This window comes from Nocardioides caricicola (genome assembly GCF_039541135.1).
Classification (GTDB): Bacteria; Actinomycetota; Actinomycetes; order Propionibacteriales; family Nocardioidaceae; genus Nocardioides; species Nocardioides caricicola.
In genome coordinates this window covers 249887-276087 of the sequence record NZ_BAABFQ010000006.1, presented here as the reverse complement: position 1 = coordinate 276087, position 26201 = coordinate 249887, and the positions used below count along the sequence as shown (strand labels likewise).

The window sequence follows — 26201 nt, the reverse complement described above, 5'->3', positions numbered from 1 at the left end:
AACTAACAAACAGTCAAGCCTGACTTTTAATCGAGCCGGGTCACCATCGGCAGCCGGGACCGCGCGCACAAGCCGACGACCGCGGCCGTGAGCAGCGGCAGGCCGAGAACGAGGCCGACGACCAGCAGCCACGGCACGTCGAGGAACGGGCCGGTGTCGGAGTACGCGGGCGCGGTCAGCGGGTAGGTGATCGCGATGCCCGGGATGAACCCGACCGCCGCTCCCAGGAGGGCGCCGACGAACCCCACCACCAGCGCGTACGACGCCGCGATCCCGCGCCGCCGCCGCGGCGAGGCGCCCACGGCGGACAGCGTGGCGAGGTCCGGCCGGGCGTCGGACAGCGCGAGGAACGTCGCCGTCAGCGTGCCGCCGAGCATGAGGACCGCCCCGAGCGCCGCCAGCACGAACTGGACGATCCGGGTGCTCTCCTTGGCCTGGTAGCCGCGCTCGACGTAGAACCCGGCGTTCGGGGTGACCGCGGCGACTGCCTCGGTCACGTCCTGCTGCTGCTCCGCCGACACGTCGACGCCGGTGACCACGAGCGTGACCGTGGAGTCGTCGACACCGAGGGCGTCGAGCGCAGCGGGTGGCACGACCGCGGCGAGGGTCGGGTAGGCGCCGTCCTCGAAGCCGACGAACGTCGCCGGCAGCCGGACCGGTCGGCCGCGGTCGTCGACGGACACCTCGACCTCGTCGCCGTCGACGGGGTGGTCGGTGAACGCCACGACCCCGCCGTCGGCGAGCACCGCCGCTGCCCGCTCCCGGTCCTCAGCTGAGATGCCGGGCACGACCTCCGGGACCTCGTCGCCGACCAGGACGGTCGAGCCGAAGCCCACGGACATCTCGTCCAGCAGCGGCGCGCTGCTCCCGGGTGCGGAGAGGTCGACCCAGTGGTCCCCGCTCACCCCGGCGAGCGGCGTCACCGTCGCATCGGGGAGCTCCCCGGCGACCGCGCGCTCCAGCGCGTCCCAGAGCCCTGGCCGCAGGTCGTAGCCCGTCACCGCGGCCTGCCCCATCGCCAACGTCGGCGTGTAGGTGCCCTCGTTCTCCGCCTCGTCGCTGCTGAGCGCGATGGCGAGCGTCACCACGCCGGCGACGGTGGCCGCGACCGCGGCGACGGCCGGGACGGTCCGGGTGCGGTGCCTCGCTGCGTCACGGGCGGCGTACCGCGTCGACAGCGGGAGCCGGCCGGCCAGCCGCGCGACGCCGACCACGACGACCGGGACCACGAGGATCATGCCGAGGACGGCGACGATCGCCGAGCCCGCGATGAGGTACTCCCCGGCACCGGAGCCGGCGGACGCACCGAACGCCGCCATCGCGGCGCCGACGGCGAGCAGCACCACGCCCAGGATCGGCGACCGCACCGACGGGGGACGGTCGGCGCGGCGGCCCGCCAGGACCGCGACGATGTCCTGGCGCGACGCGATCCACGCCGGCACGACCGCGGCGAGCACCGCGCTGGCCAGGCCGAACGCGGCGATCCCGGCGAGGTGCAGCCACGGCACCTCGAACGGGCCGAACCACGAGCTGGACCAGCGCTGGGCGACCGGGACCAACAGGCGGCCGAGGCCGATTCCGAGCGCGACGCCGAGGAGCGCCGCGACGCTGCCGAGCACCAGGCCCCCGGCCAGGACGACCCGGCGCGACTGCGCCGGCGTGCCCCCGGTGGCGGCCATCAGCGCGAGGCTGCGCGCCTGGCGCCGCGCGCTGACCGCGAACGCCGGGCCTGCCAGCAGGACGACCTCCAGCAGCGCCATCACCGCGATCAGCGCGATCGCGGCGATCATGGCGTTGTCGCCGCCGGTGTCCCAGCGGACCTCCTCGGGGATCTCCGAGTCCGGCGGCAGGTGCTCGATGACCTCGCGCGAGAGCACCAGGGCGCCCATCGCGTTCAGCTGCTCGACCGTGTCCCACGAGACCGGGTCGCCCTCGACCAGCCACCCGGGCACGCTGCCGCTCTCCGCGTCGAGTCCGAGGCTCCCGACGGGCCCTGCCACCGCCGGCGGGGTCCGGATGGCGGCGAAGTCCCCGACGCCGACGATCGCCGGCGCGGGCTGGGTCCGGCCGAGGTCGAGCCGGTCGCCGACGGTGTAGCCCGACTCGAGCACGGCGGGGTTCACCACGACCTCGTCGGCGTCCTCGGGCAGCCGCCCCGACGTCAGCCGGAACAGGCTGGAAGCGACGGGGTCGCGCAGGTCGACCTCGGTGGCCTCGGCGTACGTGATGCCCTTGTCGGTCGCGAGGGTCACGCTCCCGGCACGCTGCTCCACCAGGCGGTCGCCGCCGAGCGCGGCGGAGAGCTGCTCGACGGTGGGCGCGGGCTGCTTGCGCCCGACGGTGGTGGTGCCGGTGTTCGGGTCGAAGCGCTGCGCCATCGGTCGGCCCTCGGCCGGCACCGTGACCTGCGCCTCGGCCGCGCCGAGCCGCCCGTCGAGGCCCTCGACGCTGCTCACCTGCTGGGTCTGGATCACCACGTCGGCCGCGGTCACCGCGAGCACCGGCAGCGCGATCATCACCAGCACGAGGATCGAGCGACCCCGCGAGCGCAGCGCGTCACGGCGGGCGAGGCGGAGCGCGAGTCGCCAGGAAGTCATCGCGGTACGCCGGAGTCGAGCAGCACGTCGGCCGGGTCGGCTCCGGTCTCGTCGACCACCACTCCGTCGCGCAGGAACACCACCCGGTCCGCCCACGCGGCGTGCCGCGCCTCGTGCGTGACGAGGACGCCGGCCGCGCCGGCGTCGCAGCGCGCGCGCAGCAGCCGCAGGATGTCCTCACCGGTCTCGCTGTCGAGCGCCCCCGTGGGCTCGTCAGCGAGGATCAGCCGGCGCTCGCCGACCACGGCACGCGCGATCGCGACCCGCTGCTGCTGCCCGCCGGACATGTGGTCGGGGAACCGGTCGCCGAGCTCGGGGATCCCGACCTCCTCGAGCGCGGCGCGCGCGGTGGACCGCGCGGTGCGGGTGCGCACGCCGTCGAGCTCCAGCGGCAGCGCGACGTTCTCGACCGCGGTGAGGGCCGGGATCAGGTTGAAGTCCTGGAACACGTAGCCGATCGACGTACGCCGCATCCGCGCCCGGCCGGCGTTGCCGAGTCCGGCCAGGTCGACCCCCTCGACGCGAACCGCGCCGGAGGTCGGGGCGTCGAGGCCGCCGGCGAGGGTCAGCAGCGTCGACTTGCCGGACCCGGACGGGCCCATCACGGCGACCAGGTCGCCGGCGGCGACGCGGAACGACACCTCGCGCAGCGCGCGGACCTCGGTGGCGCCCTCACCGTGGACGCGGGTGACCGTGTCGAGGTGCAGCACGGGGTTCATCGGGCCACCTCCGGGACCTCGGCGGTGACGGGCGCGGGCTTCTCGAGGGCGGCCCTGCGCAGCCGGGCCTCGCAGTGGTCGAGCCACCGGATCTCGGCCTCCGCCGCGAAGACCAGCGAGTCGAGCACGAGGCCCCACGCGAGGTCGGTGTCGCCGCTGCGTTTGAGCCGCGTGTAGTCCTGGAGCGCGGCCATCGTCGCGGTGCGCTGCTGCTGGATCACGGTCCCGACGTCGACGCCGGGGGTGGTGACGGCGAGCGCGAGCTTGATCGCCAGCTCGTCGCGGGGCGGCTGGGTGCGCGCGACCGGCGTCGTGAACCACTGCGCCACCTCGTCACGGCCGGCTTCGGTGACCCGGTAGACGACGTGCCCCTCCGCGTCGGTGCCGTCGGGCTCGACCAGGCCGTCGCGCTCGAGCCGGGTCAGCGTGGTGTAGACCTGCCCGACGTTGAGCGGCCAGGTGGACCCGGTCCGCTGCTCGAACTCCGTCCGCAGCTGGTAGCCGTACCTCGGCCCCTGCTCGAGGAGCGCCAACAGTGCTTGCTTCACCGACATACCGAGTATGTATACCCGGTATGCAGCACGGTCACAAATCTAGACTGCCCGCGTGAGCACCACGCGGATCCCCGGCTTCGTCCTGACCGACCACGTCGTCGAGGCGCCGCTCGACCACGCCGACCCGGACGGCGAGACGATCGAGGTCTTCGCCCGCGAGGTGGTCTCCGCCGACAACGAGGGCAAGGACCTCCCCTGGCTGCTGTTCCTCCAGGGCGGGCCGGGCGCCGCGTCGCCACGGCCCGGCGGCGCGGGCGGCGGCTGGCTCGCCACGGCGGCCGAGCACCACCGGGTGCTGCTGCTCGACCAGCGCGGGACGGGCCGCTCGACGCCCATCTCCGGCAGGACCGTCGGCGGGCGCACCGACGCCGAGCTGGCGGCGTACCTCCGCCACTTCCGCACCGACGGCATCGTCGGCGACGCCGAGCTGCTTCGCCGTCAGGTCGCGGGCGGCGAGCGGTGGTACACGCTCGGCCAGAGCTACGGCGGCTTCATCACGCTGACCTACCTGTCGCAGGCACCGGAGGGGCTGCGCGGTTGCTACGTGACCGGCGGCCTGCCCGGGCTGACCGCGACCGCCGACGACGTCTACGCCCGCACGTTCCCGCGGATCGCGGGCAAGAACCGCGAGTTCTACGACCGCCACCCCGGCGACGTCGCGGCCGTGCGACGCATCGCGGACCACCTCGACGCGCACGACGTCCGGCTCCCCGACGGCGACCGCCTCACCAGCCGGCGGCTGCGGCTGCTCGGCCAGCTGTTCGGGATGAGCTACGGGTACGAGCAGGTGCACTGGCTGCTGGAGGGCGCGTGGCACGGCGACCAGCTGTCCGACGGCTTCCTCTACCAGGTGATGGCCGAGACCGGCTTCGTCGACCAGCCGCTGTTTCCTCTGCAGGAGTACTGCTACGGCCGCCCCGACACCGGCCCGACCCGCTGGGCCGCCGACCGCGCGATCGCGCAGCGCCCGGAGTTCGCCGCCGACGCCGACCCGCTGCTGTTCACCGGCGAGACGATGTTCTCCTGGATGTTCGACGACATCGCCGCGCTGCGCCCGTTCCGCGGCGCGGCCGACCTGCTCGCGTCGTACGACGACTGGCCGGCGCTCTACGACGCCGACCGGCTCGCGGCCAACGAGGTGCCGGTCGCGGCCGCGGTCTACTTCGACGACATGTACGTCGACTCCGGGCTGCAGCTCGAGACCGCCGAGCGGGTCGGCAACGTGCGTGCGTGGGTGACCAACGAGTTCGAGCACGACGGCATCCGCGCCGACCCCGCCCGGGTGCTGGGGCGGTTGCGGGCGATGCTTGACGGGAACCTCTAGCGGTAGGTCAGCGCGGCGCCATCGAGGTGCGGGTGCTCGTTGAACGTCAGCAGCCGGGCACCGGTGGAGCCGACGACGACCCGGGTGAACGACGAGTTCACGATCGTGGTGTTGAAGCGGTTCCACAGCCGGGCGTACGAGGCCGCGTCGGCGTCTGGGTCCGCCATTGCCGCGCAGGCGACCGCGATCGGGCCGCCGGAGGTGACCACGGCGACGGTCTCACCGGAGCCGGCCCGGGCGCAGGCACGATCGAGGGCGGCCCGGACCCGGTCGACGAAGCCGGGCCAGGACTCGGCGTACTCGCCGTCGTGCCCGCCGCTGGTCCACCGCGCCGTGGCCTGCTCGAACGCCCGCTGGAACTGCCGCCGGTCGAGCTCGCCGGTCGGGCGGTCGGGGTCGGCGGCGACGACCGACAGGTGGTCGAACTCGTCCCAGCCGGCGTCGATCTCGGGCGACCAGCCCGCCGCCTCGGCGGTCTCGCGGTGGCGGCGCATGCCACCCGCGACCACCGCCGACGGTTCCGGGAGCCAGCGGCCGAGCAGGCGCCCCTGCTCCCAGCCGGTCTCCGAGAGCACGTCGTAGTCGTCCGCTCCGAACGACGCCTGACCGTGCCGGACCAGGATCACCACACCCATGGGTGCCGACCCTAGAGGGCTCCCCCATCTGGGCCATGCGCGGTCCGGCCCCGAGGTCTAACGTCGAAAGATGTTCATCCAGATCATCCAGGGTCGATGCACCCGCCAGGACGACCTCCACGCCGTCCTGGACCGCTGGCTCCGGGACCTGTCTCCCGGCGCCGAAGGCTGGCTCGGCGGCACCTACGGATTCGCTGACGACGACCTGTTCGTGGCCGTCGTCCGCTTCGAGAACCGCGAGCTGGCGATGGCCAACTCGCAGCGGCCCGAGCAGGCCGCGTGGGCCGAGGAGATGATGGCGCTCTTCGACGGACCCGTGGAGTTCCACGACTGCGACGACGTGACCCTGCTGTTCGACGGCGGCTCGGACGACGCCGGCTTCGTCCAGATCATCCGCGGCAAGGTCGACGACCCCGCCCGGCTGCGCCGGCTGATGACCTCCGACCAGACCGAGCTCAAGCGGATGCGGCCGGAGATCCTCGGCGCGACCCTCGCGCTCGAGCCGGACGGCACCTTCACCGAGACGGTCGCGTTCACCGACGAGGCGAGCGCTCGCAGCGGCGAGCAGCAGGAGCCGCCCGAGGACGTGCGCACCGAGCTCGAGTACGCCATGCAGGGGGCCACGTTCTACGACCTGCACGACCCCTGGTTCAACTCACGCTGAGCCGACGTACCCCTCGAGGTCGCGCACCAGGTCGCCGACGCGGGACGGGACGGCGCGGTAGAGGACGTACCAGCCGTCCCGCTCGCTGGTGACCAGGCCGTGCTCGGCCAGCCGCTGCAGGTGCCGGGAGACCGTCGACGGGGCCATCGTCAGCATCGGCGCGAGCTCCTGCACGGGTCGCGGCCGGTCGAGCGCGTGGAGCAGGCGCAGCCGGGCCTCGCTGCCGAGGACCGTCAGTGCGCCGGTCAGCTCGGCCGGCGGCGGCGCCTCCCGCAGCACCGCGCGCACCGGGACGGCGAACTGCACCGCGGCCGGGGTCTCCACGTCGACGTACACGTGCGGCGCCGCGAACATGCTGGGCACCACCGTCACCGGCTGGCCCCGGACGTCGAACGTGGTGTCGGGCAGGTCGTCGGCGGGGTCCTCGCCGGCCGTGCAGCCGAACTGGACCTCGTGCCGGGCCGGTCGGGAGGCGATCCACGGGGCGACGCCGTCCAGCAGGCCCAGCGCGCCCGAGGTGGCGACCGTCTCGGCCATCGCGTCCCCGGCGCGGGCCAGCGTCGGCGCCATCCGCTGCCACTCGGCCGCGAAGGCGAGCTCCCAGAAGTCGCTCACGAGCGCGCCCGCGGCGGCGTCCACCGCGGCGACGGCGGCCAGCAGGACGTCGACCTCGGCGTCCGGGTCGGGGTGCGGGTTGAGCAGCGCCTCGGGCGGGTGGCTGAAGGTCTCGCGCTGCCGGTTCAGCTCCGCGCGGAACGCCGGCGGGAGCGAGCGCATGTCACGCACGAACGGGTGCTGCTCCGGGTGATGACCGGGCTCGACGAGGACGTGCAACGCGAGCATCGCCTCGAGCACCGGTGCCTGGCGGACCCGGGTCCTCCCGGGCGGCTCCGGACCCAGCAGCACGATCGCGGCCATCCGATTTCCACATCCTCGAATCACCTCGGTCCAGCGGGACGGCCGACCCTACGGTCCGGGCATGAAATCCACCAGAGTCCTCCTCGCGACCACCATCGCCCTGGTCCTCACCGCCACGACGGCCACCGCCGCGCCCGGCGACGTGCAGACCGTCACCACCCTCGACTACGCGGCCGGCGAGCACCCGGAAGGGATCGCCGCCGCCCGCGACGGGTCGCTGTACGTCGGCATGGCGCCCACCGGCCAGCTCGCGCGGGTCGACCTCGACGGCGAGGTCACCCCGCTCGGCGCGCCGGCCTTCCCCGCGGAGAGCGGCTACCTGCTCGGCCTCGCGCTCGACGACGACGAGCAGGTGTACGGCGCGGTCGTCCGCTTCGACGGGGGCCCGACCGGCGTGTGGCGCTACGACACCGACACCGCCGCGTGGGCGCTGTTCGCCGCCACCGACCCGACCGGCTTCCCGAACGGCCTGGCCTTCACCGACGACGGCACCCTGCTGGTCAGCGACATGACCCTCGGCACGATCTGGGCGGTCGACGAGACCGGCAACGTGTCCACCTGGCTGCACGACACCCGCCTCGAGGGCGGCGGGCCCAACGACGCGGGCGTGAACGGGCTCGCGGTCGCGCGCGACGGCAGCGTCTGGTTCACCAACTCCGAGCGGGCGACGGTCGGCCGGATCACCGTCGACCGCAGGGGCGCGGCCGTCGGCCGGCCGAAGGTCGTCGCGCACGACGACCTCCTGACGTTCGCCGACGGGCTCACCCTCGACCGGGACGGCAACGCCTGGGTCGCGGCGTCGTACGGCAGCGACCGGCTGCTGCGGGTCACGTCCCGCGGCCGGGTGCGGGTCGTCGCGGACCGCAGCGTCGGCCTCGACTACACCGCCAGCGTCACGTTCGGCCGCACGAAGCGGACGAAGCACACGCTGTACTTCACCAACTCGGGCGACGACTTCCAGGAGCCCTCGGTCATGTCGTACCGCTGAACGACAGCGGCGCCGGCGGTCACGGGGGACCGCCGGCGCCGCTCTGTCAGACGTCAGGCCGGGAACGAGCCACCCGAGGCGGCGAGGTCCCGCAGGTACTGCGTCGGGCGGAAGCGCTCGCCGTACTTCTCGGCCAGCTCGTCCGCGCGGGCGACGAACGCGCCGAGGCCGATCTGGCCGGCGGCGTTCTCGTAGCCCTGCATGTACTGCGCGGCGCCACCGGTCACCGGCGGGAAGCCGATGCCCATGATCGAGCCGATGTTCGCGGCGGCCGCGGACTCGATCACGCCCTCCTCGAAGCACTTCGCGGTCTCGAGCGCCTCGATGAACAGCATCCGCTCGCGCATGTCCTCGATCGGGATCATCTCCGACGCGACGGGGAACGCCTCGGCGAGACCGGGCCAGATGCCCTGGCGCTGGCCGTTCTCGTCGTAGTCGTAGAAGCCCGCGCCCTTGAGGCGCGACGGGCGGCCGAGCTCGATCATCTTGGCGACGACCTGCTCACCGGCGGACGGCTCCCACGTGCGGCCCTCGCGCTCGGCGGCGTCGGCGGACGCCTTCTGGATCTTGGCCATCAGCTCCATGTTCAGCTCGTCGCTGAGCTGGAGCGGCCCGACCGGGTAGCCGGCCGAGGTCCCGGCCCGGTCGATCGACACCGGGTGGACGCCCTCGCCGAGCATGGCGAGACCCTCCATGACCTGGGTGCCGATGACCCGCGAGGTGTAGAAGCCGCGGCTGTCGTTGACGACGATCGGCGTCTTGCGGATCTGCTGGACCACGTCGTAGGCCTTGGCCAGCGCGACGTCCGAGGTCTCCTTGCCCTTGATGATCTCGACCAGCGGCATCTTGTCGACGGGGCTGAAGAAGTGCAGGCCGATGAAGTCGGCCGGCCGGTCCACGCCGGTGGCGAGCTCGGTGATCGGGAGCGTCGAGGTGTTCGAGCACAGCAGCGCGTCGTCGTTGACGTACGGCGCGATCTCGGCGAAGACCTGCTGCTTGAGCGACGGGTCCTCGAAGACCGCCTCGATCACCAGGTCGCAGCCGGCTAGGTCGGCCGGGTCGGCGGTCGGGGTGATCCGGTCGAGCAGCTGCTGCGACTTCTCCTCGGTGAGCTTGCCGCGCGAGACCGCCTTGGCGTTGATCTTCTCGGAGTAGGCCTTGCCCTTCTCCGCGCTCTCCTGGGAGACGTCCTTGAGCACGACCTGCATGCCGGCCCGGGCGCACGAGTACGCGATGCCGGCGCCCATCATGCCGGCGCCGAGGACGCCGACCTTCTTGGCCGTGTACGGCTCGATGCCCTGGGGCCGGAGCTCCCCTGCGTTGATCGCCTGCAGGTCGAAGAAGAACGCCTGGATCATGTTCTTCGAGCCCTGGTTGACGATCAGGTTCGTCAGGTACCGCGACTCGATCCGCGAGGCGGTGTCGAAGTCGAGCAGCGCGCCCTCGACCGCGGCGGACAGGATGGCCCGCGGCGCGGGGTAGACCGCACCCTTGGTCTGCTTGCGCAGCAGTGCCGGGAACGCGGGCAGGAAGCCGGCCAGCGCGGGCGAGGTCGGCGAGCCGCCGGGCATCTTGTAGCCGGGCTTGTCCCAGGGGTTCTGGCTCTCCTCGGGGTTGGCCTTGATCCACGCCTTCGCGGCGGGGACGAGCTCCTCGCGGGTCGCGACCAGCTCGTCGACCAGGCCCTTCTCCTTGGCGGCCGACGGCTTGAACTGGGTGCCGGTGAGCAGCACGTCCATCAGGCCGGCCTGGAGGCCGAGCAGGCGGACGATGCGAGTCACCCCGCCGCCGCCGGGCAGCAGGCCGAGGGTGGCCTCGGGCAGGCCGATCTTCACCGAGTCGTCGTCGACGGCGATCCGGTGGTTGGTGGCCAGGCAGATCTCGAAGCCACCGCCGAGGGCGGCGCCGTTGATCGCGGCGACGACCGGGCGCGGGAAGAGCTCGAGCTTGCGCAGCCCGGCCTTCACGGCCTCGCCGAGCCCCATCACGGAGGCGGCGTCGTCCTTGGTCGCCTGGACCATGCTCTTCAGGTTCCCGCCGGCGAAGAAGGTCTTCTTCGCACTCGCGACGACGACGCCGGTGACGTTGTCGACGTCGTCGTACAGGCGCTGGACGCACTGCGCCATCGACTCGATGTACAGCTCGTTCATGGTGTTGGCGCTCGCGGTCGGGTCGTCGAGCGTCAGGGTGACGATGCCGTCGGCGTCCTTCTCGTAGCGGACGGCGGTCTGCTGCTGGGTCTCAGTCACGGTGATGTTCTCTCTCAGACGATCTCGACGATGGTGGCGATGCCCATGCCGCCGCCCACGCAGAGCGTGGCGAGGCCGCGGCGCAGGTCCCGGCGCTGGAGCTCGTCGACGAGCGTGCCGAGGATCATCGCGCCGGTGGCGCCGAGCGGGTGGCCCATGGCGATCGCGCCGCCGTTGACGTTGGTGACCTCGTGGCTGATGCCCATGTCGCGCATGAACCGCATCGCGACCGCGGCGAACGCCTCGTTGATCTCCCACAGGTCGATGTCGCTGGTCTCCAGGCCGGCCTTGGCGAGCGCCTTGCGGGCCGCCGGCGCCGGGCCGGTGAGCATGATCGTCGGGTCGGCGCCGGAGACGGCGGTCGCGAGGATGCGGGCGCGCGGGGTGAGGCCGAGGTCGATGCCGACCTGCTCGGTGCCGATCGCCATCAGCGCGGCGCCGTCCACGATGCCCGAGGAGTTGCCGGCGTGGTGGACGTGGTTGATCTTCTCGACCCAGTGGTACTTCTCGAGCGCGACGTCGTCGAAGCCCGCCTGCGCGCCGATGTCGGCGAAGCTCGGCTTGAGCCCGGCGAGGCCCTCGGGCGTCGTGTCGGGGCGGATGGTCTCGTCGTGGTCGAGGACGGTGAGGCCGTTGATGTCGCGGACCGGTACGACGGCGTTCGCGAAGTAGCCGTTCGCCCACGCCTTGGCGGCGCGGTGGTGCGACTCGGCGGCGTACGCGTCGACGTCGTCGCGGTTCCAGCCCTCGAGGGTGGCGATCAGGTCGGCGCCGATGCCCTGGGGCACGAAACCGGTCTTGAGCGCGGTCGCCGGGTCGGATGCCCAGGCGCCGCCGTCGGATCCCATCGGCACCCGGCTCATCGACTCGACGCCGCCGGCGAGGATCAGGTCCTCGAAGCCGCCGCGGACGCGGGACGCGGCCTGGTTGACGGCCTCGAGACCGGAGGCGCAGAAGCGGTTGAGCTGCACGCCGGCGACGGTCTCGGGGTAGCCGGCCTTGAGCGCGGCGGTCTTGGCGATGTCGCCGCCCTGCTCGCCGATCGGGGACACGACGCCGAGCACCACGTCGTCGACGCGGTTCGGGTCCAGGGAGGGGTTGCGCTCCTTGATCTCGTCGAGGAGGCCCACGATCAGGTCGACGGGCTTCACCTCGTGCAAGGTGCCGACCTTCTTGCCCTTGCCGCGGGGAGTTCGGATGTGGTCGTACACGAATGCCTCAGCCATGGACCGATTGTGACACTATTACTGTCACCGTCAAGGTCGGTCAGTGTGAGGAGGGTCATGGACGAGAGCGTGGAGTCGCTGCGGGAGCTGCTGACCCTGGACGAGCTCACCAAGCGCGTCGGGATGAGCGTGCGCAACATCCGCTTCTACACGACCAAGGGCCTGGTGCCCCCGCCGATCCGGCGCGGCCGCTCGGGCTACTACAGCGCGGACCACGTCGCCCGGCTCGAGCTCGTGCAGGAGCTGCAGGCGCACGGGTTCACCCTGTCCGCGATCGAGAAGTACGTCGCGGGCATCCCCGCCGACGCCTCCCCGGAGGACATCGCGCTCCATCGCACGATGCTCGCCCCGTGGCAGGTGGACCGCCCGGTCGAGATGTCGCGCGGGGACCTGGACCGGCGCACCGGCCGCACGCTCAGCGACGAGGACCTCGCCACGCTGGCGGCGCTCGGCATCGTGTTCCGGACCAAGCGCGGTCGCTACGAGGTGGCGGTCTCCCAGCTGTCGGTCGGCCTCGGCCTGCTCGACCTGGGCTTCCCGACCGAGGCCGCGCTCGCGGCGGCCGACGTGTACGCCGAGCACGGCCGGCAGATCGCCAAGGAGCTCAGCGAGCTGTTCCGCACGATGGTGTGGCCGGTCTACAAGGAGTCCGGCGCGTCCCCCGAGACGCTGCGCGAGGTCGTCGAGCGGATCAAGCCGCTCTCGGTCGCGAGCCTGGTGTCGGCGTACGAGGCGGCGATGGACGAGACCCGGCGCGAGCAGGTCGAGCGGCGCAGCCGCCGGCGCTAGCGACTTGGGCTAGTCCGTCCGCATCCGCAGCCACGGCCGGCTGAGCGGGAAGCGCCGTCCGGTGACCTCGACCGGAGCGATCTCGACGACGTTCGGCTTGTCGGTGCCGAGCCATGGGCGCAGCGGCAGGTTGTCGGCGCGGTGCGCCTCGTCCTCCTCGAGGTGGCGGGCGCTCCCACGCACCACGACGCTGGTCGCCTGCTCGGTCTCGTCGTCGATCTCGTCGATCTCGAAGGCGACCTCGCCGCCGAGCTCGACGCTGAACAGCTTGTTGCCGGCGGCGGTGCGGAACAGCAGCGTCTCGCCGTCGACGGCGTAGTTGATCGGGGTGATGTGGAGCTCGTCCACGAGCGTGAACGCCAGCCGCCCGAACTCCTGGGCACGCAGCAGCTCCCAGCACTCCTCGACAGGAAGCTCGTAGAGGTCGTCGCTCGCGCTCATGCTTCGAGGCTAGGTCCGCGACCGGCGCGGCGGGAGGGGTCGAAGGTCCTCACGTGGGTAAGTAACCGGTGTGACCCAGCCACGACTGACCGTGCTCGTGACCGGCGCGACCGGCTTCGTCGGCAGCCGCGTCGTCCCGGAGCTGGTCGAACGCGGCCACTCCGTGCGCGCGATGACCCGCCACCCCGAGACGTACGACGGCGCCGGTGAACCGGTCGCCGGCGACGTCAGCGACCCGGGCTCGCTCGCGGCGCCCCTCGACGGCGTCGACGTGGCGATCTACCTCGTGCACTCCCTCGACGACGACGCGTTCGCCGAGAAGGACGCCGAGGCGGCCCGGGCCTTCGGCCTCGCCGCCGGGGCGTGCGGGGTCCGCCAGATCGTCTACCTCGGCGGGCTCGGACCGGACGACGAGACGCTCTCGGAGCACCTGCGTTCGCGACGCGAGGTCGAGCAGCTGCTCGGGGAGGGCGGCGTCCCGGTGACGACGCTGCGCGCCGCGATCGTGGTCGGCGCCGGCGGCATCTCCTGGGAGATGACCCGGCAGCTGGTGAAGAACCTGCCCGCGATGGTGGTCCCCCGGTGGGCCGGGACCAGGACCCAGCCGATCGCGGTCGACGACGTGGTCCGCTACGTGACCGGCGTGGTCGGCCTCGACGCGGCGCTCGGCCGGACGTTCGAGATCGGCGGGCCCGACCAGCTGACCTACGTGGAGATGCTGCAGCAGGCGAGCGAGGTGATCCGCGGCCAGCGGGTACCGATCTTCGTGGTCCCGGTGCTCACGCCGCGGCTGTCGTCGCTGTGGATCGCGCTCGTCACCGACGTCGAGACCACCACCGGACGCAACCTCATCGACTCGATGGGGACCGAGGTGGTCGTCAGCGAGCACGCGATCCAGGACCTGCTGCCCGGCGAGCCGATCCCGTACGCCGAGGCGGTCAGAAGAGCTGTGGCAGAGCGAGGAGCATGACCAGCGACCACGTGACGTGGGTGAGCGCCGGCGCCAGCACCCCGCCGGACGCCCGCCGCTCGAGCCCCACCACGAGGCCGAGGACGGCCGCGGCCGCCACCAGCGCGAGGTTGAGGGTCGCGATCGTGACCACGGCGTACACGAGCGTGCTCACCAGCACCGGCCGGCGCGGGGCCGCGGCGTAGACCGCGCCCCGGAAGAACAGCTCCTCGGCGAAGCCGGTCACCAGGGTCACCGCCACGATCAGCGGTCCCGAGCCGCGGTCGGCGTACGCCGTCACCGAGGACACCTGGCCGTCGAGGATCGACAGCTCGCGCAGCAGGAGCGCGCCCGCCACGAACACCGCGGCGAGCAGCGCTCCGACGAGCACCGGTCGCACCACGCCCGGGTCCCCCCACTCGACCGGTCCGCTGGCGAACGCGCCGACGGCCCAGGTCGCCGCGAGGGCGAGCGCTGCGGGGTAGAACCAGGTGCTGCCCGGCTCGATCCCGAAGGAGAGGCCGAGCAGCACCGTGCCGACGAGGAGGAAGCCGACGAGCGCGGCTCGACGACTTCCCCTCATGATCAGCGGCGCCCGGAGCTGAACGACGAGGCGCTGTGCCGCTTCTGGCCGCCCGAGGCCGACGGTGCGCTGCCGTGGCCGCCCGAACGGCGGGGCTTGCCGCCGCCGGACTTCGGCGCCGAGCCGGCGCTCTTCGCGCCGGTGCTCTTCGCGCCGGAGGCCTTGGCGCCCGAGCCGCTGCGGCGACCACGGGAGCGGTTGCGACCGCCGCCACCGCCGCCGGTGCTCCTCGGGCGCGGGTTGCCCTCGGGGGCGTCGACGACCAGGCCGCCGGGGACCAGCACCCGCTCGCCGGGGGCGAGCTCGGCCAGCACCGGGTGGCTGGAGCCGACGACCTTCGTGGTGGTCGGCTTGATGCCGGCCGCCCGGGTCAGGTCGCGGACGTCGCGGACCTGGTCGTCGGTCATCAGCGTGATGACGGTGCCCTTGTTGCCGGCACGCGCCGTGCGGCCCGAGCGGTGCAGGTAGGCCTTGTGCTCGACCGGCGGGTCCGCGTGCACGACCAGCGACACGTCGTCGACGTGGATGCCACGGGCGGCGATGTCGGTGGCGACCAGCGTGGAGGCCTTGCCGGAGTGGAACGCGTCCATGTTCCGGGTGCGGGCGTTCTGGCTGAGGTTGCCGTGCAGCTCGACGGCGGGAACGCCGCTCTTGTTGAGCTGGCGGGCGAGCGCCTTGGCGCCGTACTTCGTGCGGGTGAAGACCACGGTGCGACCGGGCGCGCTGGTCAGGTCGACGAGGACCGGGACCCGGTGCTCGCGAGCGACGTGCAGGACGTGGTGGTCCATGGTCGCGACCGGCGACTGCGCCGAGTCGGCCTGGTGGGTCACCGGGTTCTGCAGGAACTGCTTGACCAGGGTGTCGATCGCCTTGTCGAGCGTGGCCGAGAACAGCAGCCGCTGGCTGTCGCGCGGCGTCTTGCCCAGGATCCGGCGTACGCCGGGGAGGAAGCCGAGGTCGGCCATGTGGTCGGCCTCGTCGAGCACGGTGACCTCGACCTGGCCGAGGTCGCAGTGACCCTGGCCCATCAGGTCCTCGAGGCGGCCCGGGCAGGCGAGCACGATGTCGACGCCGCGGCGCAGGCTCTGCACCTGCGGGTTCTGGCCGACGCCGCCGAAGATCGTCATGGTGCTCAGGCCCGCGGCCTGGGCGAGCGGGCGGAGGGAGTCCTCGATCTGGGTGACGAGCTCACGCGTCGGCGCCAGCACCAGGGCGCGCGGCGACTTGGGCCGGGCGGTGCGGTTGGACGTCGACAGCTGGGCGACCAGCGGGAGGAGGAACGCGTAGGTCTTGCCGGAGCCGGTGCGGCCGCGGCCGAGCACGTCGCGGCCCGCGAGCGAGTCGGGGAGCGTGGCGCGCTGGATGGGGGTCGGGTCGGTGATGCCGAGGCCCGAGAGGATGGAGACGAGGTTGGCGGGGACGCCGAGATCGGCGAAGCCCGCAGCAGACACTGCAGTAGACAAGAGAAGATCACTCACTGTTGGCGTGTCTCGCCAAGCTGAACCCGCCGGTGGGCGGGAACGGAGAAGCTGACCTCACGAGGTGAGGGGCGTGATCCTCGAAGGGATCCGCCGAAGCCCGAGGCAAGACTGAACGGGCTGCTTCCACAAGTGTAGAGGGTGCAGCCCGTCAGACCGGCATCGGCGCGTCGGGTGTGACGCGCGTCTACTTGGTGAGGCCGTCCTTGACGTCCTTGGCGGCGTCCTTGACGTGCTCCCCGGCCTGCTTGACCTTGCCCTCGGTCTGGTCGGCCTTGCCCTCGGCCTCGAGGTCGCGGTCGCCGGTGGCCTTGCCCGCCGACTCCTTGCCCTGGCCCTTGAGCTCGTCGACCTTGTTCTCTGCCTTGTCCTTGAGTCCCATACGGGTGCAGTAGCCGTTCGGCGGCTCAGCGAAACGTCAGCACCCCGTCGTCGACCGGGAGGCGGTTGATCGCGCGCAGGTCCTTGAGGTAGTTCTGCCGCAGCTTCCAGGGCTCGCGGTCGCCCTGCTTCGGCAGCTCGTCGAGCGCCCGCTGGATGTAGCCGGAGGTGAAGGAGATCAGCTGCTCCTCGCCGACCGACGGGTCACGAGGGGCCACGGCCCGCCGTACGCCGTGCTCGTCCATGTGGGCGAGAAGCCGGCACACGAAGTCGGCGACCAGGTCGGCCTTGAGCGTCCACGACGCGTTCGTGTAGCCGATCGTGAACACGAAGTTGGGGACGTCGCTGAGCATCAGCGCCTTGTAGGTCAGCGTCTCCGGCATCTTCACCGGCTGGCCGTCGACGCTCAGCTCGACGCCGCCCATCGCCTTGAGCTTGAGGCCGGTCGCGGTGACGATCACGTCCGCCTCGAGCTCCTCGCCCGAGCGCAGCCGGATGCCGTTCTCGGTGAAGGTGTCGATGTGGTCGGTGACGACCGACGCCCGGCCCGAGCGCAGCGCCTTGAACAGGTCGCCGTCCGGCACGAAGCAGAGCCGCTGGTCCCACGGGTCGTAGGCCGGCTTGAAGTGGGTGTCGACGTCCATGCCGGCCGGCAGCTGCTTGGCGACCCCGGCCCGGATCACCTTCTTGACGAAGGCGGGGCGGCGCTGGGCGAGCTGGTACGTCGCGACGGCCAGCAGGATCGCCTTCCACCGGACGATCTGGTACCTCAGCCTGGACGGCAGCCGGTGCAGCCGGATGGCGACGGGGTCACGCCCGGGCAGCGACAGGATGTACGTCGGACTGCGCTGCAGCATGGTCACGTGCTCCGCGCCGGCCTGGGACATCGCCGGGACCAGCGTCACCGCGGTCGCGCCGGAGCCGATCACGACCACCTTCTTGCCGGTGTAGTCGAGGTCCTCGGGCCAGTGCTGCGGATGCACGACCGTGCCCCGGAAGTCCTCGCGGCCCGGGAACTGCGGCGTGTAGCCCTCGTCGTAGTCGTAGTAGCCGCCGCAGCCCCACAGGAAGCTCGTGGTCAGCGTGACCGTCTCCCCGTCGCGGTCGACCTCGACGGTCCAGCGGTCCGTCGCCGAGTCCCAGCTCGCGCTGACGACCCGGTGCCGGTAGCGGATCAGCCGGTCGACGCCGTACTCCTCGGCGACGGAGCGGAGGTACTCCAGGATCGACGCGCCGTCGGCGAGCGCCACGTCGCCCTCCCAGTGCCGCCACTTGAAGCCGAACGTGAACATGTCGGAGTCCGAGCGGATGCCGGGGTAGCGGAACAGGTCCCACGTGCCGCCGCTGGCCTCACGAGCCTCGAGGATCGCGACCGACCGGCCGGGGTGCTCGGTGCGCAGCCGGCAGGCGGCGCCGATGCCGGACAGGCCGGCGCCGACGATCAGGACGTCCACGTGCTCGGGGTGCATGCCCCGACCTTACTGAATATCTGTCAATTAGAGAACCGTCGGACGAACCCCTCGATGATCCGCTGGGGGTGCTCGACCTGTTTCGTGCGGGCCATCGCCTGGATCTGCTCGGCCAGCTCGGGCGGGTCGAAGTAGCCGTGGTGGCGGTAGACGTCGATGCGCAGGCAGAGCCCTTCCACGTCGAGCTCAGGGTGGAACTGGGTGGCGTAGACGTTGCTGCCGATCCGGAACGCCTGCACCGGGCAGGTGACGCTGCCGGCCAGCCGGACCGCACCCGCGGGGAGCCGGCTGACGGCCTCCTTGTGGCCCAGGAACGCGTCGAAACGCTCCGGGAGCGCGCCGAGGATCGGGTCGCGGCGACCGTCCTCGGTCAGCGTGATCTCCAGCGCGCCGATCGGCTCGCCGTACGTCCGGTCGACGACGCCACCGCGGAGCCCGCCGAGCACGCCGATGCCGTAGCAGGCGCCGAGGAACGGGAAGTCGGCCGCGACCACGCGCTCCGCGAGCTCGCGCAGCTCGGCCTCGGCGCGCTTCTGCGCCGCGGACTTGAGGTCCTCGGGGTCGCTGGAGTTGAACGGCCCGCCGCCGAGGATGATCCCGGACCAGTCGTCGAGGTCGACCGGACCGAGCGGGTCGCGCTCGAGCCGGACGCGTCGGACGTCGCGCTCGTCGAGGCCGGCGCAGCGCAGGACCGCGGCGTACTCGCTGTCGGCGACGTCGTCCTCGGCTCGGGTGCCGAGGAAGAGGAACGGCTTCATGTGTCCTGGGTGGCTTGGACGGCGGCGCCCGACTCGATGAGCGCGTCGACGTCGCCGATGCCCCAGGCGGCCAACGCCTCGCGGGTGCTGTCCCCGGCGCTCTCGGCGGTGCGGCCGATGGTGGCCTCCGTGCGCGAGAAGCGCGGCGCCGGTGCGGGCTGGATGAACCCGTCGTGGTGGACGAGCGTGCCGCGCGCCTTCATGTGCGGGTGCTCCGCGGCCTCGGTCAGGGGAATGATCCCGGCGACGCAGGCGTCGGTGCCCTCGAAGACCTCGACCCACTCGGCCTGCGTCTTCTGCAGGAACGTCTCGGTGATGAGCTTGCGCAGCGCGTCGGCCTGGTCGGCGTCGTACCGGTCCGGCGCGGTGTCCTTGATGCCGAGCAGCTCGACGAACGCGTCGTAGAACTGCGGCTCGAGCGCGCCGACGCTCATGTGCTTGCCGTCGGAGGTCTCGTAGATGTCGTAGTACGGCACCCCGCCGTCGAGCAGGTTGGCCGCGCGCTGCTCCTTGAACCCGCCGGAGGCGAGGAACGCCGCGGTCATCGTGTTGAGGTGGGCGGTGCCGTCGACGATCGCCGCGTCGACGACCTGGCCTCGGCCGCTGACCCGGGCCTCCAGGAGCGCCGCCAGGACGCCGATGACGAGGTACGTCGACCCGCCGCCGAAGTCACCGACCAGGTTGGCCGGGAAGTGCGGCCGGCTCGGGTCCTGGCCGAGGCCGTGCAGCGCGCCGGTGATCGCGATGTAGTTCATGTCGTGACCGGCCGCCTGCGCGAACGGGCCGTCCTGGCCCCACCCGGTCATCCGGCCGTAGACCAGCCGCTCGTTGCGGGCGTGGCAGGCGTCGGGCCCGAACCCGAGCCGCTCGGCGACACCGGGGCGCATGCCCTCGACGAGCACGTCGGCGTCCTCGACCAGCTTCAGCACGGTCTCGACGGCGTCGGGGTTCTTCAGGTCCAGCGCCACGCTCGGCCGGCCGCGGTTGAGCAGCATGTGCGCTCCCCCGCCCGCCAGTGCCTGCCCGCCCGGCCGCTCGACGCGGATCACGTCCGCCCCGAGGTCGGCCAGGATCATGCACGCGTGCGGACCCGGCCCGATGCCCGCGATCTCGACGACCTTCACGCCCTTGAGCGGCCCGGTCCCCTGCCCCAGCTCGTACGTCATGCCTCGCATCATGACAGAAGTGCTGTCACGGTCCCTGTGGATGACCGACGTCTCGGTCGGTGGATCCGGGGTGGACTGGAGGTGCGGCCCGGCCGATCAGAGCACCCGCGCCAGGAACTGCCGGGTCCGCTCCTCCCGGGGGTCGGTGAAGATCTGCGTGGGCGGGCCCTGCTCCAGGATGCGGCCCTCGTGCAGGAAGCAGACCGAGGTGGCGACGTCGCGGGCGAAGGCCATCTCGTGGGTGGCGATCACCATGGTCATCCCGGCGGCGGCCTCCGCGCGGACGATCTCCAGCACCTCGCCGACCAGCTCGGGGTCGAGCGCGGCGGTGATCTCGTCGAGGAGCAGCAGCGTGGGGTGGGTGCAGAGAGCGCGGACCAGGGCGGCGCGCTGCTGCTGGCCGCCGGAGAGCCGGTCCGGGTGCTTGGTCGCCTGGTCGGCCAGGCCGAAGCGCTCCAGCATCTCCAGCGCCCGGGCCTCCGCCTCGGCGCGGCGTACGCCGTGGACCTTGCGCGGGGCGAGCGTGCAGTTCTCGAGCACGGTCAGGTGCGGGAACAGGTTGTAGGCCTGGAACACCATCCCCAGTCGCGACCGGACGGCGCGCGCGTCGACGCGGGGATCCGAGATCTCGCGGCCCTCGAAGGTGATCACGCCGTCGTCGATGTCCTCGAGCAGGTTCAGGCAGCGCAGCAGCGTGGACTTGCCCGACCCGGACGAGCCGATCAGGCAGATGACGTCGTGCGGCGCGACACTCAGCGAGACGTCGTCCAGGACGACCTTGTCGCCGTACAACTTCCGCAGCCCCTCGACGGTCAGCAGCGCGCTCACAGGGCACCCGCCAGCTCACGCCGGCGCATCCGCGCGGTCAGCCAGTCGCACAGCCGCGCCAGCGGGACCGTCATCACGATGAAGAAGCCGGCGACGACGAGGTACGGCGTGAAGTTGAAGTTGTAGAGCGTGTAGTCCCGCGCGGTCGCGACCGCCTCGAAGACCCCGGCCGCCGACGCGAGCGCGGTGTCCTTCTGCAGCGAGACGAAGTCGTTGAGCAGGGGCGGTACGACGCGGCGCACCGCCTGGGGGACGATCACGTGCCGCAGCGTCTGGCCGCGGGTCAGGCCGAGCGCCTGCGCGCTGGCCCACTGCGAGGGGTGCACCGACTCGATGCCGGAGCGGAACACCTCGGCGACGTAGGCGCTGTACGAGACGATCAGCGCCGCCGTGGCCCAGAAGAACGGGCTGTCCGGCATGCCCTGGAGCTCCAGCGCCGGCATGCCGAACGCGAACAGGTACACCAGCAGGATGGTCGGGATGCCCCGGACCACGTCGGTGTAGACCACGGCCACCACCCGCAGCGGCATCAGCCACGGCGACCGGCTCACCCGCGCCATCGCGATCAGCATCGCGAAGATCAGGATGAAGACCTCGGCGATCAGGAACATCTTGATGTTCAGCCAGATCGCGTCCCGGATCGCCGGGAACGACTCCCGGGCGTCCGGCCAGCTGAAGAAGTAGGCCTTGACGTTGGGCCAGCCCGGCGAGCCGGTGACCAGGACGCCGAGGGCGACGAAGGCCAGGACGGTCATCGCCGTCGCGATCAGCGCCGACCGCAGCTGGAGCCGGCTACGGACCCGTTGGCGGTCGAGCTCGTGCTGGCTGGGTGACCACTCGCTCACTGGAGCTCGGGCACGCCCACGGTCTCGGAGAGCCACTGCTGCTCGAGCTGGTCGAGCGTGCCGTCCTCCTCGAGGGCCGCGAGCGCCTCGTTCACGCATGGGACGAGCGCGCTGCCCTTCTCGAAGAGCATCCCGAACTCCTCCTGCTCGCCGGTGTCGGGCTGGAACTGCCCGATGATCGTGCTGTTCGGGATCTCCACCGCCGAGATGTAGAACGCGGTCGGCAGGTCGGCCAGGATCGCGTCGACCTGGTCGTTCTGCAGGGCGGCCTTGGCGACGTTGGTGTCCTCGTAGACGGCCGGGTCCTGCTCGGGCTGGATCACCTCACGGATCGCGGTGAGCGACGTGGTGCCGGTCTGGGCGCCGAGGCGCAGGCCCTTCAGGTCGTCGAGACTGGTCGCCTCGGCTCCCGGCGTGCCCTTGAGCGCGATCACGGCCTGCGAGGCGGCGTAGTAGCCGTCGGAGAAGTCGACGGCCTCCGCGCGCTCGGCGTTGATCGAGATCTGGTTGATGTCGAAGTCGAAGTCCTTCGGGCCCGGCGCGTAGGACTTGTTGAACGGCACCTTCACCCACTCGACCTGGTCGGCCGAGAAGCCGAGCTGCTCGGCGACGGCGTACGCCACCGCCGACTCGAAGCCCTTGCCGTTGCTCGGGTCGTTGTCGACGAACCACGGCTCGTACGCCGGCGAGTCCGTGCCCACGGTCAGCTGGCCCGCGGTCCGCACCGGCAGCGACTCGGTCGCGCAGGCGTCCGCGTCGCCCGACTCGGACGTCGACGCGGCAGGGTCGGACGCGGTCGTGCCGTCCGAGTCGTCCTCCGGAGCGCACGCGGCGGCGGCGAGGGCGAGAGGCAGGACGGCAGCAGCGGCGAGGGCACGACGTACACGCATGGCAGAAGCGTAGGACCACGCTCAGGGATGGTGCGCACGTTCGGGCATTTGTGGACGACGGCGTGACCACGGCCACGTCTGGTCGTGCGCCCACGACGGGCCGTCGGGCGAACCCGCGGTCGCCCCGCGCGTTTCACAGAGGTGAAGGTCAGCCCGACGGCCAGTGCGATGCTGGCCAGCACCATGCCCAGGACCTCGCCGATCGCGCAGCCGGTCAGGCAGCGCCGCGTGGCCGCGACCGCGGCCCGCCGGCTCTCGTCCGTCGCGGTGCTCCTCCTCGTGACGGCGTGCTCGGACACGCCGCTGACCGACACCCGGCCTCCGTCGGTCACCACCCCGCCCGCGACCTCGCCCGCGACCTCGTCAACGGCCGAGCCGACGCCCACCCCCACGTCGACCCCGACGCCCGAGCCGACCGCGGCGTTCGACGCGACCCGCGCGATGCGGACGGTCCGCCACCTGGCCGGCGACATCGGGCCGCGGCTGGCGACCGGACCGGCGTTCCTCGCTGCGGTCGACTGGGCGACGCCGCTCCTCGCCACGGCGGGGTACGACGTCCGGCTGCAGCGCTTCGCCGTGCCGGCCGGCGACTCGTGGGGCGTGCCGGTCGAGGCGGGCCGGTCCCTCAACGTGATCGCGGAGCCGCCCGGCTTCGACCCCGGCCGGCGCCACGTCGTGGTCGGCGCGCACCTCGACACCGTCGCCGTCGCGCCCGGTGCGGAGGACAATGCGTCCGGCGTCGCGGTCGTGATGGAGCTGGCGCGGATCCTCGCGGGCCAGCCGCGGGTGGTGCTGGTGCTGTTCGGCGGCGAGGAGCCGGTCGGGACCGGGGAGCTGCACCACTTCGGCTCGAAGCGGTACGCCGCGGACCCCGGCAACGTGACCGCGATGGTGTCGCTCGACCGGGTGGGGGTCGGCGACCGGGTGCCGCTGGCGTCGGTGGAGGGCACCCCGACCGGCGTGCGCGACGAGCTCGCCCGGCTGGCGCGGCGCCTGCGCATCCCGGTCACGGTCGGCGTTGACAGCGCGAGCGACCACGAGTCGTTCGCCGACGTGGGGATCCCGGCCGCGCGGGCCGGCAGCACGCCGTACGCCGGCTACCACTCCGCCGGGGACGTCCCCTCGGTCGTGGACCCCGAGCAGCTCGACCGGGTCGGCCGGCTGCTCACCGCGTGGCTCCGAGGCCGCTGAACTCCCAGAAGTCGTCGTAGACCCGGGTCGCCTCGGCACGCGCGACCACGCGCGGGGCGAAGTCCTCGCCCATCCGGTACGGCACGAAGTCGGCCGCCATCAACCGGTCACCCCAGAACGTCGCCTCGAGCACGAGGCCCTCCATGGCCTGCTCGCCGAACAGCGACTCGTCGTCCATGTCGAAGACGAAGTTGCCGAGCGAGTTCACCACCAGCGTGCCACCGACGAGGGACGCACCCTGCACCCAGTGCGGGTGGCCGCCGACCACCAGGTCGGCGCCCGCAGCCGCCAGGCGGCGCGCGACGTCGACCTGCACCGGCTCGGGGCGGTTCGTGTACTGCGTGCCCCAGTGCGGCATCACGACGACGACGTCCACGCGCTTCGCGAGGCGCCGTACGTCGCCGAGGACCCGCCGGAGCTCGCCCCGGTCGAGCGGGCCGGTCCGCGGCGGCATGCTCACGGAGAGGGCTCCCGGCTGGCCCGGCGCCGCCTCCGGGGTCTCGCCGATCGCGTTGAAGCCGAGGAAGCCGAACGTCAGGCCCAGCTGGTCGATCACCGCGGGCCGGCGCGCCGCCGCCAGGTCGCGCCCCGCGCCGAACGTCTTGAAGCCCATGTTGCGCACCAGCTGCACGGTCTCCACCAGGGCGGCGTCGCCGTAGTCCCCGACGTGGTTGTTCGCGAGGCTCAGCGCGTCGAACCCGGCGCGCCAGAGGTCCTCGCGCACCGCCGGGTCCGCGTGGAAGGCGTCGTCCTGGGTCGGCGCGCCCGCGTCCGACAGGGTGCTCTCGAGGTTGCCGACGGTGATGTCGGCGGAGGCGAGCCGCCGCGCCATCGGTCTCAGGGCGGCGCCGCCGCCGACCTCGCGGCCGAGCATGATGTCCCCGACGATCGTCACGGTGGTGACCTGGTCGTGCGACGGACCCTGCACCTGGATCGGGTACCGGTCCGGCTCGCGCAGCGGGTCGAACCCGTCCACCGTCACGACCCGGACGCCGGGTCCGACGCCGTGGGCGGCGGCCACCGCGACCGTGTTCATCGGCAGGTTCCGCACCGGACCGCGGTCGACGACGCGCAGCGGCGCCGCCGGCTGGCCGAGGTCCCGCCAGTTCGTGATGGTCCCGTCGATCACCCAGCGGGCGACGGTCTCGGGGAGGTCGATCGGGCCGCGGCGCGGGTTCGTCGCGAGCACCAGCGGCCGCTTGGTCAGCACCGCGGACGGCTGCTGGGTCTGCCACCCCGGCGGCGTCGGCGCAGTCGACTGCGTCGCGGAGTCCGCCGGCGACGGGGACGGCGCGTACGCCGTGTCCTCGTCCTCGTCCGGCGTGCAGGCGGCGAGCAGCAGCACCACCAGGAGCACCGCGACCGCGCGCATGCGGACCACCGTAGCCCGGGTTCTCTAGTTCAATGGCCGGGTGATCCGCGACCTCACCGACGACCAGGCCCGGGCGGCGCTGCCGCTGAAGTGGGGGGCGGTGGCGCCCGGCGTGATCCCCGCGTGGGTCGCCGAGATGGACTACCGGCCGGCCGAGCCGATCGAGGAGGCGCTCGTCGCCGCCGTACGTCGCGGCACCGCGGGCTACCCGGCGTTCGGCGACGCCGGCCTGGGTGCGGCTTTCTCCGGCTTCGCCGAGCGGCACTGGGGCTGGCCGGTCCCGGCCGACGCGACGGTGCCGACCGGCTCGGTGATGGCCGGGATCCGGCTGGCGCTCGAGCTGGTGTGCCCGCCCGGCCCGGTCGTGGTGCCGACCCCCTGCTACCCGCCGTTTCGCGACGCGGTCGCGATCACCGGCCGTGAGCTCGTGCCGGTCCCGCTCGACCCCGACGCCGAGACCGCGACCATGGACCTCGCCGAGGTCGAGCAGGCGTTCGCCGCGGGCGCCCGGACCTTCCTGCTCTGCAGCCCGCACAACCCGCTCGGCCGGTGCTGGACGCGCGAGGAGCTCACCGCGCTCGCCGACCTCGCGCGGCGGTACGACGTCCGGGTGGTCTCCGACGAGATCCACGCGCCGCTGACGCTGCCGGGCGCGACGTTCACGCCGTACCTCACCGTCGACGAGCGCGCGGTCGTGGTCACCAGCGCGTCGAAGTCGTTCAACATCCCCGGCGTGCACGGCGCGCAGCTGGTCGTGCTCGACCCCGAGGACCGCGCGCGCCTCCTGGCCGCGCCGATCCCGGCGCAGAACGCCTGGTCGGTGTTCGGGATGATCGCGGGCGTCGCCGCGTGGACCGACTGCGACGACTGGCTGGCCGCCCTCGTCGACCGGTTCGACGACCAGCGGTCGCGGCTCACCGACCTCCTGGCCACGCACCTGCCGGACGCGCGGATGCGCCCCCTGGAGGCGACGTACCTCGCCTGGCTGGACCTGCGGACGTACGGCATCGCCGACCCGGCCGGGGTGGCGCTCGAGCACGGGGTGCGGCTCGGGCCGGGCTCGGACTACCAGCCCGGCCTGGAGGGGCACGTGCGCGTCAACCTGGCCACGAGCCCCGAGCGATTGGAGTCGATCGTTCATCGGCTGGCCACCGCGGTGGCAACCTCGGCTCCCTAGGTTCGCCCGT

25 protein-coding genes are annotated in these 26201 nt (G+C 72.5%); 7 read left to right on the top strand and 18 right to left on the bottom strand.

Annotated features, from left to right (window positions below):
- Window positions 1-26: 26 nt before the first annotated feature.
- The 3 genes from ABD875_RS12660 to ABD875_RS12650 are packed head-to-tail and all read right to left on the bottom strand — an operon-like array spanning window position 27 to window position 3870.
- On the bottom strand, window positions 27-2597 hold the full coding sequence (locus ABD875_RS12660; RefSeq protein WP_345177201.1) for an FtsX-like permease family protein: 2571 nt from the start codon (window positions 2595-2597) through the stop codon (window positions 27-29).
- Entirely contained in the window at window positions 2594-3316 is a 723-nt protein-coding gene (locus ABD875_RS12655; RefSeq protein WP_345177196.1) for an ABC transporter ATP-binding protein, read from the bottom strand. Before ABD875_RS12655 ends, ABD875_RS12660 begins: the two co-directional genes overlap by 4 nt.
- Window positions 3313-3870, bottom strand: coding sequence for a PadR family transcriptional regulator (locus ABD875_RS12650; protein WP_345177194.1), 558 nt, complete (start codon window positions 3868-3870; stop codon window positions 3313-3315). The genes ABD875_RS12655 and ABD875_RS12650 overlap by 4 nt, the downstream gene beginning before the upstream one ends.
- 52 nt (window positions 3871-3922) lie before the next feature.
- On the opposite strand from ABD875_RS12650, the gene ABD875_RS12645 reads away from it, so the two are divergent.
- On the top strand, window positions 3923-5194 hold the full coding sequence (locus ABD875_RS12645) for an alpha/beta fold hydrolase (RefSeq protein WP_345177190.1): 1272 nt from the start codon (window positions 3923-3925) through the stop codon (window positions 5192-5194).
- Here ABD875_RS12645 and ABD875_RS12640 read toward each other — a convergent pair.
- Complete coding sequence (locus ABD875_RS12640) at window positions 5191-5829, bottom strand: histidine phosphatase family protein (protein ID WP_345177187.1); 639 nt, start codon at window positions 5827-5829, stop codon at window positions 5191-5193. The genes ABD875_RS12645 and ABD875_RS12640 overlap by 4 nt on opposite strands.
- 70 nt (window positions 5830-5899) lie before the next feature.
- Between ABD875_RS12640 and ABD875_RS12635 the strand changes: the two genes are divergently transcribed.
- On the top strand, window positions 5900-6493 hold the full coding sequence (locus ABD875_RS12635) for a hypothetical protein (protein WP_345177184.1): 594 nt from the start codon (window positions 5900-5902) through the stop codon (window positions 6491-6493).
- Here ABD875_RS12635 and ABD875_RS12630 read toward each other — a convergent pair.
- On the bottom strand, window positions 6485-7411 hold the full coding sequence (locus ABD875_RS12630; protein WP_345177181.1) for an ArsR/SmtB family transcription factor: 927 nt from the start codon (window positions 7409-7411) through the stop codon (window positions 6485-6487). The two genes, ABD875_RS12635 and ABD875_RS12630, sit on opposite strands and share 9 nt — an antisense overlap.
- Window positions 7412-7472: 61 nt before the next feature.
- Between ABD875_RS12630 and ABD875_RS12625 the strand changes: the two genes are divergently transcribed.
- Window positions 7473-8399, top strand: coding sequence for an SMP-30/gluconolactonase/LRE family protein (locus ABD875_RS12625; RefSeq protein WP_345177179.1), 927 nt, complete (start codon window positions 7473-7475; stop codon window positions 8397-8399).
- 53 nt (window positions 8400-8452) lie between these two features.
- On the opposite strand, the gene ABD875_RS12620 is transcribed toward ABD875_RS12625, so the two are convergent.
- Together ABD875_RS12620 and ABD875_RS12615 are read right to left on the bottom strand one after the other, a co-directional pair.
- Window positions 8453-10648, bottom strand: coding sequence for a 3-hydroxyacyl-CoA dehydrogenase NAD-binding domain-containing protein (locus tag ABD875_RS12620; RefSeq protein WP_345177175.1), 2196 nt, complete (start codon window positions 10646-10648; stop codon window positions 8453-8455).
- Between the two features lie 14 nt (window positions 10649-10662).
- Window positions 10663-11874, bottom strand: coding sequence for an acetyl-CoA C-acetyltransferase (locus ABD875_RS12615; RefSeq protein WP_345177171.1), 1212 nt, complete (start codon window positions 11872-11874; stop codon window positions 10663-10665).
- A gap of 57 nt (window positions 11875-11931) precedes the next feature.
- On the opposite strand from ABD875_RS12615, the gene ABD875_RS12610 reads away from it, so the two are divergent.
- Window positions 11932-12663, top strand: coding sequence for a MerR family transcriptional regulator (locus ABD875_RS12610; RefSeq protein WP_345177168.1), 732 nt, complete (start codon window positions 11932-11934; stop codon window positions 12661-12663).
- 9 nt (window positions 12664-12672) lie between these two features.
- Here ABD875_RS12610 and ABD875_RS12605 read toward each other — a convergent pair whose 3' ends face one another.
- A complete protein-coding gene (locus tag ABD875_RS12605) occupies window positions 12673-13104 on the bottom strand; it encodes a pyridoxamine 5'-phosphate oxidase family protein (protein ID WP_345177165.1) in 432 nt (143 codons plus the stop codon).
- 70 nt (window positions 13105-13174) lie between these two features.
- Here ABD875_RS12605 and ABD875_RS12600 point away from each other — a divergent pair, with 70 nt between their 5' ends.
- Window positions 13175-14074, top strand: a complete 900-nt coding sequence (locus ABD875_RS12600; protein WP_345177162.1) for an NAD(P)H-binding protein — start codon at window positions 13175-13177, stop codon at window positions 14072-14074.
- Here the strand turns inward: ABD875_RS12600 and ABD875_RS12595 are convergent.
- The 9 genes from ABD875_RS12595 to ABD875_RS12555 form a co-directional block, all read right to left on the bottom strand.
- Window positions 14043-14636, bottom strand: coding sequence for a CPBP family glutamic-type intramembrane protease (locus ABD875_RS12595; protein WP_345177157.1), 594 nt, complete (start codon window positions 14634-14636; stop codon window positions 14043-14045). The genes ABD875_RS12600 and ABD875_RS12595 overlap by 32 nt on opposite strands.
- 2 nt (window positions 14637-14638) lie before the next feature.
- Window positions 14639-16087: a DEAD/DEAH box helicase gene (locus ABD875_RS12590; RefSeq protein ID WP_345177153.1), complete on the bottom strand. Its 1449-nt coding sequence runs from the start codon at window positions 16085-16087 to the stop codon at window positions 14639-14641.
- Between the two features lie 214 nt (window positions 16088-16301).
- Window positions 16302-16496: a CsbD family protein gene (locus tag ABD875_RS12585; protein ID WP_345177148.1), complete on the bottom strand. Its 195-nt coding sequence runs from the start codon at window positions 16494-16496 to the stop codon at window positions 16302-16304.
- A gap of 25 nt (window positions 16497-16521) precedes the next feature.
- Window positions 16522-17964, bottom strand: coding sequence for a flavin-containing monooxygenase (locus tag ABD875_RS12580; RefSeq protein ID WP_345177144.1), 1443 nt, complete (start codon window positions 17962-17964; stop codon window positions 16522-16524).
- Window positions 17965-17987: 23 nt separating this feature from the next.
- Window positions 17988-18722 (bottom strand): glutamine amidotransferase, encoded by a 735-nt coding sequence (locus ABD875_RS12575; protein WP_345177139.1) that lies wholly within the window; start codon window positions 18720-18722, stop codon window positions 17988-17990.
- Window positions 18719-19888, bottom strand: a complete 1170-nt coding sequence (locus tag ABD875_RS12570; RefSeq protein ID WP_345177136.1) for a CaiB/BaiF CoA transferase family protein — start codon at window positions 19886-19888, stop codon at window positions 18719-18721. The genes ABD875_RS12575 and ABD875_RS12570 overlap by 4 nt, the downstream gene beginning before the upstream one ends.
- 96 nt (window positions 19889-19984) lie before the next feature.
- Complete coding sequence (locus tag ABD875_RS12565; RefSeq protein WP_345177132.1) at window positions 19985-20716, bottom strand: amino acid ABC transporter ATP-binding protein; 732 nt, start codon at window positions 20714-20716, stop codon at window positions 19985-19987.
- On the bottom strand, window positions 20713-21561 hold the full coding sequence (locus ABD875_RS12560) for an amino acid ABC transporter permease (protein WP_345177129.1): 849 nt from the start codon (window positions 21559-21561) through the stop codon (window positions 20713-20715). The genes ABD875_RS12565 and ABD875_RS12560 overlap by 4 nt, the downstream gene beginning before the upstream one ends.
- The gene (locus ABD875_RS12555) at window positions 21558-22451 is read right to left on the bottom strand and encodes an ABC transporter substrate-binding protein (protein WP_345177127.1); all 894 of its coding nucleotides are present in this window, start codon (window positions 22449-22451) and stop codon (window positions 21558-21560) included. Before ABD875_RS12555 ends, ABD875_RS12560 begins: the two co-directional genes overlap by 4 nt.
- A gap of 168 nt (window positions 22452-22619) precedes the next feature.
- On the opposite strand from ABD875_RS12555, the gene ABD875_RS12550 reads away from it, so the two are divergent.
- Window positions 22620-23642: a M28 family metallopeptidase gene (locus ABD875_RS12550; RefSeq protein ID WP_345177123.1), complete on the top strand. Its 1023-nt coding sequence runs from the start codon at window positions 22620-22622 to the stop codon at window positions 23640-23642.
- On the opposite strand, the gene ABD875_RS12545 is transcribed toward ABD875_RS12550, so the two are convergent.
- Complete coding sequence (locus ABD875_RS12545; protein WP_345177121.1) at window positions 23617-25014, bottom strand: CapA family protein; 1398 nt, start codon at window positions 25012-25014, stop codon at window positions 23617-23619. The two genes, ABD875_RS12550 and ABD875_RS12545, sit on opposite strands and share 26 nt — an antisense overlap.
- A 40-nt stretch (window positions 25015-25054) precedes the next feature.
- On the opposite strand from ABD875_RS12545, the gene ABD875_RS12540 reads away from it, so the two are divergent.
- Window positions 25055-26191, top strand: coding sequence for a MalY/PatB family protein (locus ABD875_RS12540; RefSeq protein ID WP_345177118.1), 1137 nt, complete (start codon window positions 25055-25057; stop codon window positions 26189-26191).
- Window positions 26192-26201: the final 10 nt, after the last annotated feature.